The following is an 18,595-nucleotide window of genomic DNA, read 5'->3' on the forward strand; positions in this document are numbered from 1 at the left end:
TTTTATTTGTCTGAAGAAAACCCGCCATACCCTCTAGACTGCACACAGACGATATTTCAGAGAGACAACATGAAAAACGATGACCTGCGCGCCGACCGTGATGATCTGGATGACTTCATCCCCCGCGCCCCGGCCAAGCGCGGCAACAATCTGGTGCTGCAAGTCGCGGCCGGGGTGTTTCTCGGCGGGCTGGCGCTGTGGCTGGTGCAACTGGGCGCAACGATGCTTTACGCCAAACTGATGCTCGGCACCTTCACCTTCGGCGGTTAAACCAGCTCCGCTGCACGCTGAGTCGCCGCATCGTCATAAACGACGTAAAGCGATTCGGCGATCTGGCTCTTGATGGCTTTGGTGCTTTCCAGGCCGAGGACAAAACCTTCGGCCTTGCCGCCTGCGCGGTTCAGCTCTTCAGACGTGGCGGCCTGGGTGATCGCGTCGAAGAGTTTTTCAGCGTGCGGGCCAACGCCTTTGGGCAGGCTGATTTGCGCGGTGCTCATGCGAACACCTCGACAGGACAATGGGTGAGGATGGGACTATTCATGGCGCGTACCTTTTCGGCGAATGGCCGGCAGCGCGTTTGACCACTTCCGGGCGGCCATGGTAGACCTCTGCTACGGTTCTGGTAACCGCCAATCGCCGATAAACCGCCGCCCGTCCTGACCTTTCCAACAAATTTACATCTCGCGCTTGACTAGTCTTTTTAAATCAGTAACATACGCACCAATTCCGCAATAGCTCAGTTGGTAGAGCAAGTGACTGTTAATCACTGGGTCCCTGGTTCGAGTCCAGGTTGTGGAGCCAAATACAAAGCCCCTGAATCGAAAGATTCAGGGGCTTTTTTGTGGGCATTGAAAAAGCCAGCGCCATAAAAAGGGCCGATCAGTTTCGCAACTGATCGGCCCTTTTCATTCAACTACAACGGTCAGACGTGCTCGCTGCTCTTTGCATGTACCTTCGGCGCGCCATGGCCGTGATCCGCATCCGGATCGATCACCGGCACTTCATTGCCGTCGCAGTCATGCAGCTTGCCGTCGCTGAAGTAGTCACCTTCACGCAGCGCGGCCAGATCACGATAACGCAGGGTTCGCTCTTCTGCCGCCGCAAACACCGACTGCTGATCCGAGTTGCCCGCCGTGAAGTGGTTGAACGCCAGGTTCAGCAGGATCGCCATGATCGCCGACGAACTGATTCCCGAATGGAAAATGGTCGCGAACCAGCTCGGGAAGTGATCGTAGAAGTTCGGCGCAGCGATCGGGATCATGCCGAAACCGATCGAGGTGGCGACGATGATCAGGTTGACGTTGTTGCGATAATCGACCTTGGACAGCGTGCGGATACCACTTGCCGCCACGGTGCCGAACAGCACGATACCGGCGCCGCCGAGTACCGAGGTCGGCACGGCTGCAATGACCCGGCCCATGAACGGCAGCAGGCCGAGGATCACCAGAAAGATACCGCCGGTCGCCACCACGTAGCGGCTCTTGATCCCGGTCACCGCCACCAGCCCGACGTTCTGGGCGAAGGCGCTTTGGGTGAACGAGCCGAAGATCGGTGCAAACATGCTCGACAGCATGTCCGCCCGCAGGCCGTTGCCCAGACGCTTGGAGTCGACCTTGGTGCCGATGATTTCACCGACCGCCAGGATGTCCGCCGAGGTTTCCACCAGGGTCACCATGACCACGATGCACATCGACAGGATCGCGGCGAAGTGGAAGGTCGGCATGCCGAAATGGAACGGCGTCGGGAAGCCGAACATCGGGCCCTGGGTGACATTGGAGAAATCCGCCATGCCGAGGAACACCGCCAGCACCGTGCCGATCACCATGGCCAACAGGATCGACAGACGCGAGATGGTTGAACTGCCGACCTTGCTCAGCAGCAACACCAGCACCAGCGTGACCGCCGCCAGACCGATGTTCTGCATGCTGCCGAAGTCCGGGGCGTGACTGTTGCCGCCCATGGCCCAGCGTGCGGCCACCGGCATCAGCGTCAGGCCGATGGTGGTGATCACGATGCCGGTGACCAGCGGCGGGAAGAACTTGGTGATTCGCGAGAACACCGGCGTGATCAGCAAGCCGATCAGCGACGCCGCAATCACCGCGCCGAGCACCGACTGGAAGCCGCCCTCCCCGCCACTGCTGACAATCGCCACCATCGTGGCAACGCCGGAGAACGACACGCCCTGCACCAGCGGCAACTGACAGCCGAAAAACGGTAAACCCAGGGTTTGCAGCAACGTGGCCAGCCCCCCCGCAAACAATGAAGCAGCAATCAACAGACCGATGTCCGCCGGCGAAAGCCCGGCGGCCTGACCGATGATCAGCGGCACCGCGACGATACCGCCATACATGGTCAGAACGTGTTGCAGGCCGTAAGCCATATTCGCGCCGACCCCGAGATTCTCGTCCTCGGGCCGTTGGTGTGAAACATGGGGCGTTTTCATGGTGGGGGAGTTCCCTGGTTTTTGTTATGCACACACTGTATGCAAGAGTCAGGACAAATGTCCATAGACTTGTATACAACTTATCAGTCACATAATGGTTAGCTAGCCACCCAACCTCCTATCCCGCTGCTTTCATCCCCCACAAATCCGGCAACACATCCCCCGATCGAGTCCACGCTTTATCCGCCTAGGCTGAAGTATTCATGGCGACCGACGGCGCGGTCGCACCCTTTTTTATACATATAAAGTATGCATAATGAAGTCATTCAAAATTCAGTTCGACAAAAGCAAGAATGCTGCCAACAAACTCAAGCACAGAGGGATCAGCCTCGCCGAGGCCGAACCGGTCTTCTACGACGACCGAGCACTGACCATTGAAGACAACGACCATGACGAGCAACGCTGGATCACACTCGGCAACGACGGCAAAGGACGTTTGTTGGTTGTTGCGTACAGTTACCGCGAACCGAATTTCGTTCGAATCATTTCCGCACGTGTCGCTACACCGAGTGAACGTCGCGAATATTTTCTGGAGGCTGACCGATGAAAGACGAATACGACTTCTCTCAGGGAAAACGCGGCGCTTTGGCGCCCAACAAGGGTAAAACGCGCATCACCATCATGCTGGATGATGCGGTCATCGAAGCGGCACGTACGGTCGCCGAAGAGGAAGGGTTTGGCTATCAGACGGTAATCAACAACACCCTGCGCCACGCATTACTTAACAGCCGTAGCGCAGCTGTTGAACTCGAAGATTCAAGCGGGCAATTCAAGCAAGGCATCACCGCCACCGACCTCAAGAGCCTTGAGAAAAAACTGTCGGCGGCCGTGAAAGAGATCCGGCGAGTACTGGAACCGGACGTCAAACAGTAGCGTTCAGACTGGCTGAATCAAGCGCGCCAGAGCCTCTCGCGCACCGAGCTGGTGCGGCAGGCGCAAGCCGAATTCCCGTTCCAGCAATTCGATCAGTTCATCGACATCCGTCACTTCACGCCGCTCGCTCTCGGCGCCGATACGGTGGATCGCGAAACTGCCGTTGTTCAAGGTGCGCCGCCAGCCGTCGCCCGTACGCGCCACCATCAGGCGCTGGGCAAATGCCGAGTCCGGGTGGGTCGAGACGTACCAATTGCCGAGGGTGTAATCGATGTCTTCCTGGCGTTGCAGGTCGAACAGGTACATCGGCCGCCATTCGCCAGCGACCCTGGCCCGCAGCATGTAGCCATCGGCCTGCACTTCGATGCGATACGGTTCGTGCGGCGTGGATTGCTCGGCGTCGGTATCCAGCACCAGCGGCGCGGTCGGGACCATGCCGCCGAAGCCGACGTCGGTGATGTAGCGCACGTCGTCAATGGTCACCAGGCTCAAGCGATGGGTGCGCGCGGTCCAGCTGCCTTCGGGCTGATTCATGACCACCCGCCCGCTGATCCCCCGCGCGTCGAACCCCAGCTCCAGCAGCAAGGCCAGAAACAGGTTGTTCAGCTCATAGCAGTAACCGCCACGGGCGTCGTTCAGGACCTTGCGCTCAATGGAGGGCAGATCAACCAGGACGGATTCGCCACTGAGCGTCGACAGGTTTTCGAAAACAAAGGCGCCGGTATGGCGCAGTTGCAACAGTCGCAGGGTTTCAAGGGTCGGTGCCGGGGGCGCGTCGAATCCCAGGCGTTGCAGGTACTGTTTCAGATTCGTCAGGCGTGGCTCGCTCATGGCTGGGTCCTTTTGCATGGGGGCGCGGATCGTTCCGCCGATGGTCGCCATGTATACGGGATCCGGGCCTCGAATCGACAATTGAATTAACCAATCACCGGCTAGCGTCTTTTACGCGAATCGATGCGAATCCAGGTCGGCGCGTGGTCGCTGGCATGCGGTTCGTTGCGCACCCAGGCATCCACGCCGGCCTCGTGCAGATAAGGGCTCAGTGTCGGATTGAGCAGCAGATGGTCGATCCGCAGCCCGGAGTTCTTCTGCCAGTGCTGGCGGAAGTAATCCCAGAACGTATAGAGCCGATCTTCGGGATACAAATGCCGCAAAGAGTCCGTCCAGCCCTGATCCAGCAGGCGCTGATAGCACTCGCGGCTCTCCGGTTGCAACAACGCATCCTTGAGCCAGGACCGGGTGTTGTAGATATCCAGATCGGTGGGCACCACGTTGTAATCGCCGGCCAGCACCACCGGGTGATCGCTGCTTTGCAGATCCCGGGCGTATTTGATCAGACGCTCGAACCAGGCCAGCTTGTAGTCGAACTTCGGCCCAGGTTGCGGATTGCCATTGGGCAGATACAGGCACCCCACCAACACCCCATGCACCGCCGCTTCGAGGTAGCGGCTGTGTTTATCGTCGGGATCGCCGGGCAAACCGCGCCGGCTCTCCAGCGGTTGCGCATCGCGGGCAAGAATCGCCACCCCGTTCCAAGACGCCTGACCGTGCCAGATGGCACCGTAGCCGGCGGCCTCCAGATCAGCAGCGGGAAACGCGCTGTCCAGCATCTTGAGCTCTTGCAGACAGACGATGTCCGGCTGCTCGCGCCTGAGCCATTCCAGCAGATTTGGCAGACGGGCACGCAGGCCGTTGACGTTGAACGTGGCAATGCGCATTTTTTTCATCGTCCGGGCTCCTGCCATTGACCGATAAAACCTGTGACACCGGTCCCCCCGCGACGGTTGCGTTGGATCCTCGGTTTACACGCGATTGCGCAGCCATTGCAGGAAGCCTTTTTTCGGCACGACCGCCGGCGTATCTTCCGTCAGGGATTGCGCCTTGTGCAGGCGGAAATCGAGCAGCGCCTTCATCGCATCGTTGATGTCGTGACGGGCGTCCAGGCATGGCTTGAGATAAGACTTCTCGATGCGGTACAGCGCGCAGAAGGTCTTGGCGGAGAAGTCGGCCGGCAAAGAGGTATCGGACACAATCCCCGCCTCGCCGATCACTTCGCCCGGCCCCATCCGTCCGGACTCGAACGGCGTGCCGTGGCGCTTGAGCGTCACCGAGACCACGCCGGACTCAATGATGAACAGGTGATCGCTGACCTCCCCGCCCGCCAGAATCATCTCGCCGGCACGGAAGGTTTGCAGAGTCATGTTCTGGCTGAAGGTTTCTTTCTCCTCCTGACGCAGGGTGGAGAAAATCGGCGAGCTGTCGAGCAACGCCCGAGGTCGCGAGAGATTGCTCGGAACACCCGGCTCATCACTCGAGAGCAGATTGACCCCGGACGCTTGCAGATGCCGGTAGGCCAGGTCGAACAGCTGATTGCGCACCACGCGCTTTTCACTCATCGAGGCGACGAACCCGCTGATTTCATATTCGGTGCCGGCACTGCTGGAGCTCTTCAGCGCAACACTCGGCGCGGGGTTCTCCAGCAATTGGCGACAGCCCTGCATCGCGCGCTCCAGGGCATCGATCACCGAACTCGGCCGCGCATGGGGGCTGACCTGCACGCTGACGGCAACCCCGAACATGTTGCTCGGCCGGCTGAAGTTGATGATCTTGGCCTTGGCCGCCAGCGAGTTGGGAATCACCGCCATGCTGCCCTGACTGGTTTGCAGGCGCGTGGCGCGCCAGTCAATGTCGGTGACCCGGCCTTCAGTGCCGTCGATGGAAATCCAGTCATCCAGTTGATAAGGCTTGGTGGTGTTGAGCACGATCCCGGAAAACACGTCGCTCAGGGTGCTCTGCAAGGCCAGACCGACGATGATCGCCAACGCACCGGAGGTCGCCAGCACGCCTTTGACCGGCAGATCCAGCACGTAGGCCAGCGCCGCGATAATCGCAATCAGGAAGATCACCGCACCCAGCAAATCCTGCAACAACCGCCCGGTATGCCCGACCCGCTGCATCATCACTGCGCCGATCAACACCGTCAGAGTGCGCGCGCCGAACAGCCACCAACCAATCTGCAAACCGGTCGCCGCCAGATGCAACGGCACGTTGTCGGCCCACGGCGCAGGCTCCATCGGGTTGAGCCCTTCGTTGAACAGCAGGATGCTGAACAGGGCGAAAATCAGCACCCGCACCAACAGTTTCCACGCGCTGCCGTGGGCGCTGATCAGACGCCACAGACCCAGATCGATCAGGATCAGGATCAAGGCGCAAAACAACGGATGATCGGTGAGCAGAGACAGCATCAAACAACTCCGACAGGGGCCAGTCGCGAGAAGATCGCACAGATTGGGCTCAGTGTAGGAGTAATTGATTTGGCGGGATGAGCGCCACTGCGCGTGCGCAAAAAAAACCGGCAGGCGCACGTGGCGCCTGCCGGTTTTTTCAGCCGTGCATCTGGCCGAAGCGACCGGACTGGAAGTCAGCGAAAGCCTGATGGATTTCCTGCTCGGTGTTCATCACGAACGGGCCGTGACCGACGATCGGCTCGTCGATCGGCTCGCCGCTGAGCAGCAACACTACCGCGTCCTGACTGGCTTCGAGGCTGATTCGATCGCCATCGCGCTCGAACAGCGCCAGTTGCCCTTCGCGCATCGACTCCACACCGTTGATCTGCACCGAACCCTTCAACACCACCAGCGCGGTGTTGCGGCCTTCGTGCAGATCCAGCGTAAGCAGCTTGCCGGTGTTCAGGCGCAGGTCCCACACGTCGATTGGCGTAAACGTGCGGGATGGGCCCTTGTGACCGTCGAACTCACCGGCGATCAGGCGCAGGCTGCCGGCACCGTCCTTGAGCGCGATTTGCGGGATATCACTGTCCAGGATGGTCTGGTAACCCGGCGCGGCCATTTTGTCCTTGGCCGGCAGATTCACCCAAAGCTGCACCATTTCCAGATTGCCGCCGGTTCGAGCGAAGTTTTCCGAGTGGAATTCTTCATGCAGGATGCCGGAAGCCGCCGTCATCCACTGCACATCGCCCGGACCGATGGTGCCGCCGCTGCCGGTGGAATCACGGTGCTGCACTTCGCCTTCGTAAACGATGGTCACGGTTTCGAAGCCCCGGTGCGGATGCTGCCCCACGCCACGGCGCTCAGTGGTCGGGGTGAAATGCGCGGGCCCGGCATGATCCAGCAGGAGGAACGGGCTGATGTGCTTGCCCAGGTTGTCGTAGGAAAACAGGGTGCGCACCGGAAACCCATCGCCGACCCAGTGGCCGCGAGGGCTGGTGTAGATACCGATCAGTTTTTTCATGGTGGGCTCCGAAATCAGGTTGATCACGGGCTGATCATAAATTCGCCACGTATTTAGCACTAGTCAGCCAAAACCGTCCTCATCGTTCTATTGATGGAACGATGAGCGATCGCTGTGATTCGTGCTTTTCAGTCAACAGTACTTTGCCCCGACAGCGGTTTTTCCCAGGGAATCAGACGCGGATACTCCTGCCCATTCCCACTGCAACCCTGGAGTTCCCGCATGTCTGTTCCCGCTTTCGGTCTTGGTACGTTTCGCCTGCAAGGTCAGGTGGTCATCGATTCGGTGAGCACTGCCCTTGAACTGGGTTACCGGGTCATCGACACCGCCCAGATCTACGAAAACGAAGCCGATGTCGGCGAGGCCATCGCTGCCAGCGGCATCGCCCGCGAAGAGCTGTTCATCACCAGCAAGATCTGGATCGCCAACTTCGCCAAGGACCGGTTGATCGAGAGCCTCAAGGAGAGCCTGCAAAAGCTGCAAACCAACTACATCGACCTGACGCTGATCCACTGGCCATCGCCGGAAGATCAGGTGCCCGTCGAAGAGTTCATGGGCGCGCTGCTGGAAGCCAAACGCCTGGGCCTGACCCGGCAGATCGGCGTTTCCAACTTCACCATCGACCTCATGAAAAAGGCGATTGCTGCGGTCGGCGCGGAAAATATCGCCACCAACCAGATCGAGCTGCACCCTTACCTGCAAAACCGCAAGGTCGTGGAATTCGCCCAGAGTCAGGGCATTCAGATCACGTCCTACATGACCCTGGCCTACGGCGAAGTGTTGAAGGATCCGCTGATCGTGCAGATCGCCGAGCGTCTGCAAGCCACCCCGGCGCAGGTCACTCTGGCGTGGGCGATGCAATCGGGCTACGCGGTGATTCCGTCGTCGACCAAACGCGCCAACCTGCAAGGCAACCTCGGCGCCACGGCGCTGACCCTGAGCGACGCCGACATGGCGCTGATCGCCACACTGGATCGCGGCCATCGCCTGACCAGCCCCAAAGGCATCGCGCCGCAGTGGGACTGACCGATCAGGCCTGAAGCTGCTGCGCGAGGTCGTGCATGGCCACGCGCAGCGAATCGATGGCGGCCGTCAATGCCGCTGCGGGCTGATCGTCACGGCAGGCCTGCTCGAGTACCCGACACGCCGAGACCACGCGCTCGGCACCGATCATGTGCGCCCCGCCCGTGACGTGATGCGCCAGATCACGCAAGACATCACGATCAAGACCTGATGCGTCCAGACGCTGCAGGTCGATGCGCAGGCTGCTCAGCACCTCCTCACGCAACTGCCCGATCAGCGGGTTATCCGCACCCGCCAGTTGCAACAGCGCACTCAGATCGAACTCGGCCAACGCCGACTCGTCCAGGCTCTCGACCTGCGTCTCTGCTCCGGCGGCCATCAGCGCCTGACTCAGTTCGCGCAGCAGCACCGGCTTGAACAGGCAATCGTTCATTCCGGCCGCCCGGCAGCGCTGCCTTTCTTCGATTTGCGCATTGGCGGTAAATCCGAGAATCAGGCAAGGCGCCCTGCCCGTCGCGGCTTCTTCCTGACGCACCGCGCGCGTCAGCTCATAACCATTAAGCCCCTGCATGTTGATATCAGTGATCAAAGCATCGAACGATTGCCCGCGCCACAGTGCCAGCGCGCGCTCACCGCCATCGGTGTCAACGGGGCGATGGCCGAGTTCACTCAACTGCCGGCACAACAGCAGGCGATTGACCGGATGGTCGTCCACCACCAGCACGTTCAGTGAATTTGTCACTGATACAGCAGGTGCCGCTGCGTCCTTCTGCACCCGCGGCGCCAGCACTGGCAGCTCCAGGCGCAGCATGACCTGCGTACCCCTCTGCGGCTCGCTGGTCACCCACAAATCGCCGCCCATCATCCGACACAGATTGCGACTGATCACCAGCCCCAGGCCAGAACCGCTCTGCGCCACAGAATGAACGTCGCCGACCTGGACAAACGGGCGGAACAACCGCTGCTGATCGTCGCGACTGATCCCCCGACCACTGTCTTCAATGATCACGCCCACATCAATCTGCCCGTTCTGCTCGCCGAACACGCGCAAACACAGGCTCACTTCCCCGGCATCGGTGAATTTGATTGCATTGCTCAGCAGGTTCGACAGCACTTGCTTGAAACGCAGCGGATCGATCATCACCTCGACGTCGCTGCGCTCATCGAGCTCTACGTTCCACAATAAAGGCTTCTGTCGGGCCAGGCCTTCGAAGATCCGACACACCGACGCCACCACCTCGCGCAGGTTGGCGCGTTCGGGGGCCAGCGACAAATGTCCGGCCTCGATGCGGGCAATGTCGAGGATATCGCCGATCAATGCCAGCAACTGCTGCCCGGCGCTGGACGCCACTTCGATCGCCTGGCGATCGGTCACGCCTTCATCGGCACGCTTGAGAGCCAGTTCAAGCATGCCGATCAGGGCATTCATCGGTGTGCGGATTTCATGACTCATGGTCGCCAGAAACGTGCTTTTGGCACGATTGGCCTCATCGGCCGCCTCCTTGGCTTCACGTAACTGCAGCAACCATTGCTGGCGCTGGCGAATCTGCCGGCGCTGAAAGGCGATCCAGCCCAATGCCAGCAACAGCAGACCGGCGGCTACGGCAAACCCGCGCAATATCTGCTCTCGATGGCGCTGCCAATAGCTGTCCTGCAGCACCACGTTACGACTCCATCTCGCGACCAGACCGTCGATTTCCTGAGGTGCAATGCCCAGCAGCGCCTTGTTCAGAATCGACTGCAACTGCGGGGCATCGGGCGCCGTGGCCATGGCGATCCGGGCCGGTTGATCCCCCAGCGTAGAGGCTATGCGCAAGCGCTCACGGTACTGGTGATCGATCTGATAACGCGCCACCAGCAACGAGCTCAATGTCGCATCGGCCCGACCATCAAACAGCGCCCGCGTACCGTCCGCCGGGCTCGGCAATTCGATCAGGTTGATCTGCGGCACCTGTTCCAGCAGGTAATCACGCAGCGGATTGCCGCGATAGAGCGCCAGACGCTTACCCGCCATCTCTTCGAGACTGCGCGGTGCCTGTGCCTTCGACTCGGTGATCAAGACAAAGGGACTGTTGGCGTACGAGCGAGTGAACAACATTTGCGTTTCGCGCTCGCGGCTCGGTGTCATCACCGGCAACAGGTCCAGCTCACCGTTTCTGAGTTGCTCGACCTGACGATCCAGAGATTGACCGCGCACCACCTCGAATGTCAGGCCGCTGCGCTGACTGACCAGGTTGAGCAATTGAGCGACCAGACCACTGAAGCGGCCATCGGTGTCAAAGAATGTCAGCGGTGCAAAATCATCGACAGCGCCGACCCGTACCACCGGATGCTGATCCAGCCATTGTTGCTCGCTGTCACTCAGGCTCACCCGCGACTGCGCCGCTATGTCGGCTCGACCGGCGCTCCAGCGCAGTTCCATGGCCAGGCGCTGCTCCATGGGAATGGCCAGCAGGGCCTTGTCGACCAGACGTTTCAAGCGGGTGTTGCTGCGAGCCAGGGCAAAGCCGAACGGGTTGGCGTCGAGGCCCGAGGGCCCGGCCAGTTGCAGGTCGTTTTGAAAATGGGTGTTGATCAGGTAGCTGGCGCTGATGAAATCGCCGAGGTACAGATCATCCCGGCCGAACGCCACGGCGCCGAGGGCATCGAGGATCGATCGATAGCGCTGCAGGGAAGCTTTCGGGTAAGCCTCTTCGATGGTCGAGGCTGGCAGGTAATCGTCCACCATCGCGATGCGCTTGCCGGCGAGATCATCCGGTAACGCCTCATTGAGCCGGGTCACCCACATCGGCTGATCCTCGGCGTAGGCACGGGACAATATCAAGTCCGGGTCGGCGAGTTCGAAGTTGTTCGACGTGCCCAGCAGATCCAGATCCCCGGCCTTGAGCGCCACCATGGCGCTTTCGCGGTCCGGATAGCACCAGACCTCAACAGCGATGTTCAGCACCTGCGCGATCGCATCGGCGTAATCAGCCGTGAGACCTTCCAGTTCATGGCGCTTGCGGGTCTGCTCAAAGGGGGGGTAATCCGGCCAGGAGGCACCGATGCGCAATACCGGATGCGCGCTCAGCCATTGTCTGTCCTGCTCATCAAGGCGAACCTGCACGCCTTCCAGGCGGGTGCGGGAAACGATTTCAAGCCTTTGAGCGCTCGTCGCCGCCTGCGCTGTGCCCGCAAGCAACAGCATCAAAAGCAGGACGCATCGCAACAGGCTCTTCATGCGGACCCTCTCAGAGCAAATGATTGCGCAGGGCAAACTCTCGCAATACCACCGATGACTTGATCCCGAGCTTTAGCATCAAGCGGGTCTTGTAGGTGCTGATGGTTTTGTGACTTCGGTTCATATCCTCGGCAATCTGCTTGTTCGATATCCCTCGAGCCAACTCCCTCAGGATGTGCAATTCGCGGTCTGACAGTGACGCGATCAGCGTGCGTTCATTACTGTGCACCTCGGGTTGCCCTGTGGTGACATTGGGCAAGTCCAGGAAATAGCTATAGCCCGCGCGGACAGCCTTGATCGCGTTCTGCAACTGCTGCAACTCGGCTGATTTGGTGACAAAGGCCATTGCACCGGCACGTCGACAGCGAATCAGATAATGAGCAGGATCGGCAGAGGTAAAAACCACGACCTTGCAGAGCAACCCGGTGGCCTTTATATGCTCCAGCGTTTCCAGGCCACCCTGGCCCGGAAACGTCAGATCGAGCACGATCAGATCCGGCCCGTGCAAACGAACCAGAGACACCACCTCGCTACTGTCTGAAGCGACGTAAATCGGACTGTAGCGGAATGACTCCAGCACCATGCGAACGGCATTTACCACCACCGGATGATCATCAACGATCAATGCTGAACCCATGACCACTCCCGGTGCGAATACATAGTGATGACGCCACCGATCTTGCATGAACGGGACTATTGATAACTGCGCTACGACTGTTGCACGGTGTGCGCGCCGAATCACCTGTCAGATCTGACAGTTGCACGATTGACCTATCTGTGATCGAACGGGTGATGGGGGCTCGAAAGAAGCCTCGACCAAGGCCATCAACTGTTCGATGGCGCGGATTGAGGGCAAAGGCGCAGGGCTGGTGATGATCTTTGTCAGAAAATGCTCGGGAACACGTGAGGAATCCGCCGGCTCACCGTAGATCAGCGCACGACGGACTTGTGGATTATCGAACAGGAACCCCCGCAGATCCGCGATCCCGGTCGCCAGCTCGGCATTAATCACCAGGACATCAAACGGCTGACAGCCGTAATCGACCAGCGTCAGCAGTTCGGCAAGGCTCTGTATCGGTGCAATGCGGTAGTAATCGAGACCATTGAACAGCCGCTCGATCTTCATCCGGTGAAAATGCTGCAGGTCGGCGATCAGGATGCGCAGGGTTTTGTCGGTCAACGTGAAAGTCCGGGTAGTTGCTCCAAGTGGCGGCAAGACTACCCAAGCTTCGGGACACGCTCTGTAGGACTTTTCCGAAAAACACAGTCATTCATCCGGATCGAATGTTTCATTCGGTCGTACTCGGACTCCAGAACGCCTGCACCACCAGCGCCGAGGTCGAGATTCGCGCCACCAGTGCGTCCAGCTCATCACCGTCCACCGAGGTGGTTGCCAGCGTCGCTTCAATCTCGATTTCATCGGCACCGAAGGCGTGTACATCGACGTCACTGGCCGGGTAGTTGCTGCGTTCCAGCTCGGCCTCGAGCAAGGCGAACACGGCTTTCTGCTGCGAGCGCCGGGCAATGACATAAACGATATTGGTGACTTCTGCCGACACCACGTCCAGCGGCTGACGGTTGATGTTGTTGACGATCGGCCGCAGCAAGGTATTGGCGGCGAGCACGAACAAGGTGCCCAGCACCGCTTCGGCCAGCAGGTCGGCACCTGCACAGGCGCCGACGGCTGCCGAGGTCCAGAGCGTGGCGGCGGTGTTAAGCCCACGCACGTTGCCCTCTTCGCGCATGATCACCCCGGCACCGAGAAAACCGATGCCGGAGACCACGTAGGCAACCACCCGCACCGCGCCTTCGGCACCGGCGAGACGGTTGGCCATGTCGACGAAAATCGCCGCGCCGACCGCCACCAGCACGTTGGTGCGCAAGCCCGCCGTGCGTTGCCGGTACTGGCGTTCGAAGCCGATCAGGCCGCCGAGGATGAATGCCGCGCTGAGGCTGACCAGCGTGTCGAGCAATGAAGTCAGGTTGAGATTGTTGATCGCTTGCATGTCGAACTCCTTGAAACCGCCCCCCCTTGCTCCCACAAGGGGGGAATCTGTCCTGTTACTGCCAGCCGAACCGGCGGATGTAGAAGCCTTTCACGGCCTGGGTCAGCGCCATGTACGCCAACAGGATCACTGGCAGGAACACGAAGTACATCGACGGCAGCGCCTGCAATTTGAAGTAGTGCGCCAGCGGCCCCATCGGCAGGAAGATGCCCACGGCCATGATGATTGCGGTCATCACCAGCAACGGCATGGCCGCGCGGCTTTGCAGGAACGGAATCTTCGGCGTGCGGATCATGTGCACGATCAGCGTCTGGGTCAGCAGCCCCACCACGAACCAGCCGGACTGGAACAGGGTCTGGTGATCCGGGGTGTTGGCATCGAACACGTACCACATCAAGGCGAACGTTGTGATATCGAAGATCGAACTGATCGGGCCGAAGAACAGCATGAAGCGCCCGACGTCCCCCGGCTGCCAGCGTTGCGGCTGTTTCAGCATCTCGTCGTCGACGTTGTCGAACGGGATCGCGATCTGCGAAATGTCATACAGCAGGTTCTGCACCAGCAGGTGCATCGGCAGCATCGGCAGGAACGGAATGAACGCGCTGGCCACCAGCACCGAGAATACGTTGCCGAAGTTCGAGCTGGCGGTCATCTTGATGTACTTGAGCATGTTGGCGAAGGTCCGGCGCCCTTCCAGCACGCCCTCCTCCAGCACCATCAGGCTCTTCTCCAGCAGGATGATGTCGGCCGCTTCCTTGGCGATGTCCACCGCGCTGTCCACGGAAATCCCGATGTCTGCGGTGCGCAGCGCCGGGGCGTCGTTGATGCCGTCGCCCATGAACCCGACCACGTGGCCGTTGCCCTTGAGGATGCGCACGATGCGCTCCTTGTGCGATGGGGTCAGCTTGGCGAACACGTTGGTGGTTTCCACCGCCACGGCGAGTTCAGCATCGCTCATGCGTTCGATGTCGTTGCCCATCAGCAGGCCTTGCTGGGCCAGGCCCACTTCGCGGCAGATCTTGGCGGTCACCAGTTCGTTGTCGCCGGTCAGCACTTTCACCGCCACGCCGTGTTCGGCCAGAGCCTTCAGCGCCGGGGCGGTGCTTTCCTTCGGTGGATCGAGGAACGCCACGTAACCGATCAGCGTCAGTTCCTGCTCGTCGCTCAGGCTGTAAGTGTCACGACCTTGCGGCATCGAGCGTGCCGCCACCGCGACCACGCGCAAGCCTTCAGCGTTGAATGCTGCGGTGACCTGACGGATTTTCGCCAGCAACTCATCGCTCAAGGCTTCGTCGACTTCACCGTGACGCACCCGGCTGCACACCGACAGAACCTCTTCCACCGCGCCTTTGCAGATCAGTTGATGCGGCTGACCGCACCCTTCCACCACCACCGACATACGCCGGCGATTGAAATCGAACGGGATCTCGTCGACCTTGCGAAACGCCGTGCCGACCTTCAGCTCACGGTGGATTTCCACGTGTTCCAGCACCGCCACGTCCAACAGGTTTTTCAGACCGGTCTGGTAATAGCTGTTGAGGTAAGCCATTTCCAGCACGTCATCGGAGTCTTCGCCCCAGACGTCGACATTGCGTGCCAGAAAGATCTTGTCCTGGGTCAGGGTGCCGGTCTTGTCGGTGCACAGCACGTCCATGGCGCCGAAGTTCTGGATCGCATCCAGGCGTTTGACGATGACTTTCTTGCGCGACAGGAACACCGCACCCTTGGCCAGCGTCGAGGTGACGATCATCGGCAGCATTTCCGGGGTCAGGCCCACGGCGATCGACAGCGCGAACAGCAGCGCTTCGGTCCAGTCGCCCTTGGTGAAACCGTTGATGAACAACACCAGCGGCGCCATGACAAACATGAAGCGGATCAGCAGCCAGCTGACTTTGTTCACGCCTTGCTGGAACGAAGTCACCGCGCGATCCGTCGCCCCGACCCGCTGCGCCAGCGCACCGAAATAGGTGCTGTTGCCGGTGGTGAGAATCACCGCCACCGCCGTGCCGGACACCACGTTGGTGCCCATGAACAGGATGTTGTCGAGCTCCAGCGGATTGCGCGTGTCACGATCGGCCTGACGCGGGAATTTTTCCACCGGCATCGATTCACCGGTCATCGCCGCCTGGCTGACGAACAGATCCTTGGCGCTGAGCACCCGGCAATCGGCAGGAATCATGTCGCCGGCCGACAGCACGATCAGATCGCCGGGCACCAATTGCTTGATCGGCAATTCAGCGCGCGGCGCGTCCCGGCGCAGCACGGTGGCGGTGTTGCTGACCATCGCCTTGAGCGCGTCGGCGGCCTGGTTGGATTTACTTTCCTGCCAGAAGCGCAACAGCGTCGACAGCACCACCATGGAGAAAATCACGATGGCGGCCTTGAGGTCTTCGGTCAGCCACGAGATCACCGCCAGCAAGGTCAGCAGCAGATTGAACGGGTTCTTGTAGCAGTGCCACAGGTGGGTCCACCACGGCAGCGGTTGCTCGTGCTCGACTTCGTTGAGGCCATGTTGCGCACGCAGCACATCGACTTCGAAATCGGTGAGGCCGTCGGTGTGAGTGCCGAGGTTCGACAGCAGCACGCCGCTGTCGCAATGGGCGGCGTCTACCAGCGTATTGGCCAGGGTGGGCGGCACTTCACGGCTGACCGTGGTGTCGTTGAGGGTTTCCAGCAAGGCCAGACGACGGAAATGCCGGGCGATGTGGCGGGTCCGCAGGAAGCCTGCGAAAAATTCCTTGAGCGTAAGTTTCATGGCTGTTGCCCCTATGGTCAGCCGGGAAACCGTCGAGCAGGTACGTCCTCGTCCTGGGCACCGGAAAACCGGCACGGCAAGGCGTGGCGCGCCGGTCAGAAAGGACAGGCGTGTCGATAGGGCTGCAATGACGACGGTGAAGTCGACTTCACAGGTTTTTCAGTGTCGATGAGAAGGACGTCGGGACATGACCGGGACCGGTCATGATCGGGATGCCGCTGCTCGCTGTTCGGCGAGACAACGGCACAAAGGAATGCGCGTTATCTTGCCGAGAATCCGCCGGTTACAAGGACCGGCCGACAACTGTCACTCGAACAAGTACCCACTGTGGGTCTCCGCTATTGATGAAAACGCGCGAAGCTTACGCCCCGATATCTGGAGAGTAAACCCGCAAAAGGAAGTGTGTCGGGGAATGTGGCGGGTGTTCAGGAAGGGTTCAGGTTTCTAAATTTGTAGAGGTCTTGAGGGCCCCATCGCGGGCAAGCCCGCTCCCACATTTGCCCTGCGTACACAGAACCACTGTGGGAGCGGGCTTGCCCGCGAAGACGATTTGGCAAACGCCGCAGGTTTAGCTGGCAGTCGCCAGCAACAGATCCATCACCGAACGGCTGTGCCCACGGTTCTTGCCATGCTCATACAGCGAGCCGGCGATCTCGTCCGCGCGGATCGGCAGGATCGACAGCAGTGTATCGCTCAGACCGTGGCTGGCCTGGCAGAAGCCCTGCATGTACAGACCGGCCTTGCAGCGCTCGTCGGTGATCAGTTTGTAATTGCGATCGACCTCGAAGTCGCCCAGGTACTCCTCCAGCGGCGCCAACAGTTTGCGGTGCATCTGGCGCTCGTAACCGGTGGCCAGCACGACTGCATCGTAGGCACGCACGCTGACTTCGCCGGTGGCGTTGTTGCGCACGGTCAGTTCAATGCCATGTTCGGTGGCAGTGGCGTTCTCGACGGTGGTCAGGGTGCGGAACGCATGGCGCGCAATCCCGGAAACTTTCTGCCGATAGAAGATGCCGTAGATGCGCTCGATCAGGTCGATGTCGACCACCGAGTAGTTGGTGTTGTGGTACTCGTTGACCAGACGCTCACGCTCGCTGCTGTTCTGCTGGAAGATCAGGTCGGTGAATTCCGGCGAGAACACTTCGTTGACGAACGGGCTGTCGTCCGCCGGCTTCAGGGCCGAGCCGCGCAGGATCATGTCGACCTGCACCGACGGGAACGAGTCGTTCAGGTCGATAAAGGCTTCCGCCGCGCTCTGCCCGCCACCGATGATTGCGATGCTCATCGGCTGGTTGTTCACGCACGGCTGTTTGGCCATCTCGGCCAGATACTGCGAGTGATGGAACACTCGGCCATCCCCCTTCAGCGCCTTGAACGCCTCGGGAATGCGCGGCGTACCGCCGGCGCTGACCACCACCGAACGCGCGGTGCGCACGAACTGCTGGCCGTCGGTGCCTCGCGAGATCACCCGCAGCGCTTCAACCTGATGGTTGTGCAGCACCGGCTCGATGGTCAGCACTTCTTCGCCGTAGCGGCTCTGCTCGGTGAACTGTGCAGCCACCCAGCGCAGGTAGTCGTTGTACTCCATGCGGCACGGATAGAAGGTGCCGAGGTTGATGAAGTCCACCAGACGGCCATGGTGCTTGAGGTAATTGACGAACGAGTACGGGCTGGTCGGATTGCGCAAGGTGACCAGATCCTTGAGGAAGGAAATCTGCAGCTCGCTCTGGGTCGACAGGGTGTTGCCGTGCCAGCTGTAGTGGGGTTGTTTGTCGAGAAACAGCACATCCAGCTCGCCCTGGGTCGGGCCGCGCTCTTGCAGAGCGATGGCCAGCGCCAGGTTCGAAGGGCCGAAACCGACGCCGATCAGGTCGTGAACGATGGGCGATGCAATTGCCTGTGTCATTTCCAGTGTCCTCTGGATGGACCCCCGAACAGCGCGGAGGAAAAGCTTGGGTGACCGGCCAGCCCGGAGCAGGACAGCAGGTCGTCTGTTGAGTAGGAACGAGGACAGTGAAAGAAAA

General features: G+C 60.2%; 16 protein-coding genes and 1 tRNA gene. 5 read left to right on the top strand and 12 right to left on the bottom strand.

Annotated features, from left to right (window positions below):
• Positions 1–69 precede the first annotated feature (69 nt).
• Entirely contained in the window at positions 70–270 is a 201-nt protein-coding gene (locus tag QLG12_RS25045) for a hypothetical protein (protein WP_007956421.1), read from the top strand.
• On the opposite strand, the gene QLG12_RS25050 is transcribed toward QLG12_RS25045, so the two are convergent.
• Entirely contained in the window at positions 267–497 is a 231-nt protein-coding gene (locus tag QLG12_RS25050) for a hypothetical protein (RefSeq protein ID WP_197869449.1), read from the bottom strand. The genes QLG12_RS25045 and QLG12_RS25050 overlap by 4 nt on opposite strands.
• Before the next feature lie 228 nt (positions 498–725).
• Here QLG12_RS25050 and QLG12_RS25055 point away from each other — a divergent pair.
• Positions 726–801, top strand: a tRNA-Asn gene (locus QLG12_RS25055).
• Between the two features lie 121 nt (positions 802–922).
• On the opposite strand, the gene QLG12_RS25060 is transcribed toward QLG12_RS25055, so the two are convergent.
• A complete protein-coding gene (locus QLG12_RS25060; RefSeq protein ID WP_064378822.1) occupies positions 923–2,443 on the bottom strand; it encodes a nucleobase:cation symporter-2 family protein in 1,521 nt (506 codons plus the stop codon).
• 256 nt (positions 2,444–2,699) lie between these two features.
• On the opposite strand from QLG12_RS25060, the gene QLG12_RS25065 reads away from it, so the two are divergent.
• A complete protein-coding gene (locus QLG12_RS25065) occupies positions 2,700–2,990 on the top strand; it encodes a BrnT family toxin (protein WP_085612835.1) in 291 nt (96 codons plus the stop codon).
• Positions 2,987–3,316 carry a BrnA antitoxin family protein gene (locus tag QLG12_RS25070; protein ID WP_282475393.1) on the top strand — a complete coding sequence of 110 codons (330 nt, stop codon included), beginning with the start codon at positions 2,987–2,989 and terminating at the stop codon, positions 3,314–3,316. The genes QLG12_RS25065 and QLG12_RS25070 overlap by 4 nt, the downstream gene beginning before the upstream one ends.
• Positions 3,317–3,319: 3 nt before the next feature.
• Here the strand turns inward: QLG12_RS25070 and QLG12_RS25075 are convergent, their stop codons facing one another.
• The 4 genes from QLG12_RS25075 to QLG12_RS25090 all read right to left on the bottom strand — a co-directional run bounded on the left by QLG12_RS25075 (position 3,320) and on the right by QLG12_RS25090 (position 7,567).
• Entirely contained in the window at positions 3,320–4,147 is an 828-nt protein-coding gene (locus QLG12_RS25075) for an arylamine N-acetyltransferase (protein ID WP_197869451.1), read from the bottom strand.
• A gap of 101 nt (positions 4,148–4,248) precedes the next feature.
• Positions 4,249–5,043, bottom strand: coding sequence for an exodeoxyribonuclease III (gene xth, locus QLG12_RS25080; protein ID WP_282475394.1), 795 nt, complete (start codon positions 5,041–5,043; stop codon positions 4,249–4,251).
• A gap of 75 nt (positions 5,044–5,118) precedes the next feature.
• Positions 5,119–6,561, bottom strand: a complete 1,443-nt coding sequence (locus QLG12_RS25085; RefSeq protein ID WP_197869453.1) for a mechanosensitive ion channel family protein — start codon at positions 6,559–6,561, stop codon at positions 5,119–5,121.
• 139 nt (positions 6,562–6,700) lie between these two features.
• Positions 6,701–7,567 carry a pirin family protein gene (locus QLG12_RS25090; RefSeq protein ID WP_236194428.1) on the bottom strand — a complete coding sequence of 289 codons (867 nt, stop codon included), beginning with the start codon at positions 7,565–7,567 and terminating at the stop codon, positions 6,701–6,703.
• Between the two features lie 222 nt (positions 7,568–7,789).
• Between QLG12_RS25090 and dkgB the strand changes: the two genes are divergently transcribed.
• A complete protein-coding gene (gene dkgB / locus QLG12_RS25095; protein ID WP_282475395.1) occupies positions 7,790–8,593 on the top strand; it encodes a 2,5-didehydrogluconate reductase DkgB in 804 nt (267 codons plus the stop codon).
• A gap of 4 nt (positions 8,594–8,597) precedes the next feature.
• Here the strand turns inward: dkgB and QLG12_RS25100 are convergent, their stop codons facing one another.
• The 6 genes from QLG12_RS25100 to QLG12_RS25125 all read right to left on the bottom strand — a co-directional run bounded on the left by QLG12_RS25100 (position 8,598) and on the right by QLG12_RS25125 (position 18,477).
• Positions 8,598–11,810 (bottom strand): transporter substrate-binding domain-containing protein, encoded by a 3,213-nt coding sequence (locus tag QLG12_RS25100; protein ID WP_282475396.1) that lies wholly within the window; start codon positions 11,808–11,810, stop codon positions 8,598–8,600.
• 10 nt (positions 11,811–11,820) lie between these two features.
• Positions 11,821–12,447, bottom strand: a complete 627-nt coding sequence (locus QLG12_RS25105) for a response regulator transcription factor (RefSeq protein ID WP_197869457.1) — start codon at positions 12,445–12,447, stop codon at positions 11,821–11,823.
• A gap of 108 nt (positions 12,448–12,555) precedes the next feature.
• The gene (locus QLG12_RS25110; RefSeq protein ID WP_282475397.1) at positions 12,556–12,990 is read right to left on the bottom strand and encodes a chemotaxis protein CheY; all 435 of its coding nucleotides are present in this window, start codon (positions 12,988–12,990) and stop codon (positions 12,556–12,558) included.
• 109 nt (positions 12,991–13,099) lie between these two features.
• Positions 13,100–13,816 carry an MgtC/SapB family protein gene (locus QLG12_RS25115; RefSeq protein WP_064594791.1) on the bottom strand — a complete coding sequence of 239 codons (717 nt, stop codon included), beginning with the start codon at positions 13,814–13,816 and terminating at the stop codon, positions 13,100–13,102.
• A 55-nt stretch (positions 13,817–13,871) separates the two neighbouring features.
• Positions 13,872–16,571 carry a magnesium-translocating P-type ATPase gene (gene mgtA, locus QLG12_RS25120; protein ID WP_282475398.1) on the bottom strand — a complete coding sequence of 900 codons (2,700 nt, stop codon included), beginning with the start codon at positions 16,569–16,571 and terminating at the stop codon, positions 13,872–13,874.
• A 568-nt stretch (positions 16,572–17,139) separates the two neighbouring features.
• Positions 17,140–18,477: a SidA/IucD/PvdA family monooxygenase gene (locus tag QLG12_RS25125; RefSeq protein ID WP_197869460.1), complete on the bottom strand. Its 1,338-nt coding sequence runs from the start codon at positions 18,475–18,477 to the stop codon at positions 17,140–17,142.
• Between the last annotated feature and the right edge of the window lie 118 nt (positions 18,478–18,595).

The organism is Pseudomonas sp. V88_4 (assembly GCF_029967985.1).
GTDB lineage: Bacteria > Pseudomonadota > Gammaproteobacteria > Pseudomonadales > Pseudomonadaceae > Aquipseudomonas > Aquipseudomonas glycinae.

Coding starts and splice junctions, on each gene's coding strand:
- QLG12_RS25045 (WP_007956421.1), top strand. CDS start 70: ATGAAAAACGATGACCTGCGCGCCGACCGTGATGATCTGGATGACTTC.
- QLG12_RS25050 (WP_197869449.1), bottom strand. CDS start 497: ATGAGCACCGCGCAAATCAGCCTGCCCAAAGGCGTTGGCCCGCACGCT.
- QLG12_RS25060 (WP_064378822.1), bottom strand. CDS start 2,443: ATGAAAACGCCCCATGTTTCACACCAACGGCCCGAGGACGAGAATCTC.
- QLG12_RS25065 (WP_085612835.1), top strand. CDS start 2,700: ATGAAGTCATTCAAAATTCAGTTCGACAAAAGCAAGAATGCTGCCAAC.
- QLG12_RS25070 (WP_282475393.1), top strand. CDS start 2,987: ATGAAAGACGAATACGACTTCTCTCAGGGAAAACGCGGCGCTTTGGCG.
- QLG12_RS25075 (WP_197869451.1), bottom strand. CDS start 4,147: ATGAGCGAGCCACGCCTGACGAATCTGAAACAGTACCTGCAACGCCTG.
- xth (WP_282475394.1), bottom strand. CDS start 5,043: ATGAAAAAAATGCGCATTGCCACGTTCAACGTCAACGGCCTGCGTGCC.
- QLG12_RS25085 (WP_197869453.1), bottom strand. CDS start 6,561: ATGCTGTCTCTGCTCACCGATCATCCGTTGTTTTGCGCCTTGATCCTG.
- QLG12_RS25090 (WP_236194428.1), bottom strand. CDS start 7,567: ATGAAAAAACTGATCGGTATCTACACCAGCCCTCGCGGCCACTGGGTC.
- dkgB (WP_282475395.1), top strand. CDS start 7,790: ATGTCTGTTCCCGCTTTCGGTCTTGGTACGTTTCGCCTGCAAGGTCAG.
- QLG12_RS25100 (WP_282475396.1), bottom strand. CDS start 11,810: ATGAAGAGCCTGTTGCGATGCGTCCTGCTTTTGATGCTGTTGCTTGCG.
- QLG12_RS25105 (WP_197869457.1), bottom strand. CDS start 12,447: ATGGGTTCAGCATTGATCGTTGATGATCATCCGGTGGTGGTAAATGCC.
- QLG12_RS25115 (WP_064594791.1), bottom strand. CDS start 13,816: ATGCAAGCGATCAACAATCTCAACCTGACTTCATTGCTCGACACGCTG.
- mgtA (WP_282475398.1), bottom strand. CDS start 16,571: ATGAAACTTACGCTCAAGGAATTTTTCGCAGGCTTCCTGCGGACCCGC.
- QLG12_RS25125 (WP_197869460.1), bottom strand. CDS start 18,477: ATGACACAGGCAATTGCATCGCCCATCGTTCACGACCTGATCGGCGTC.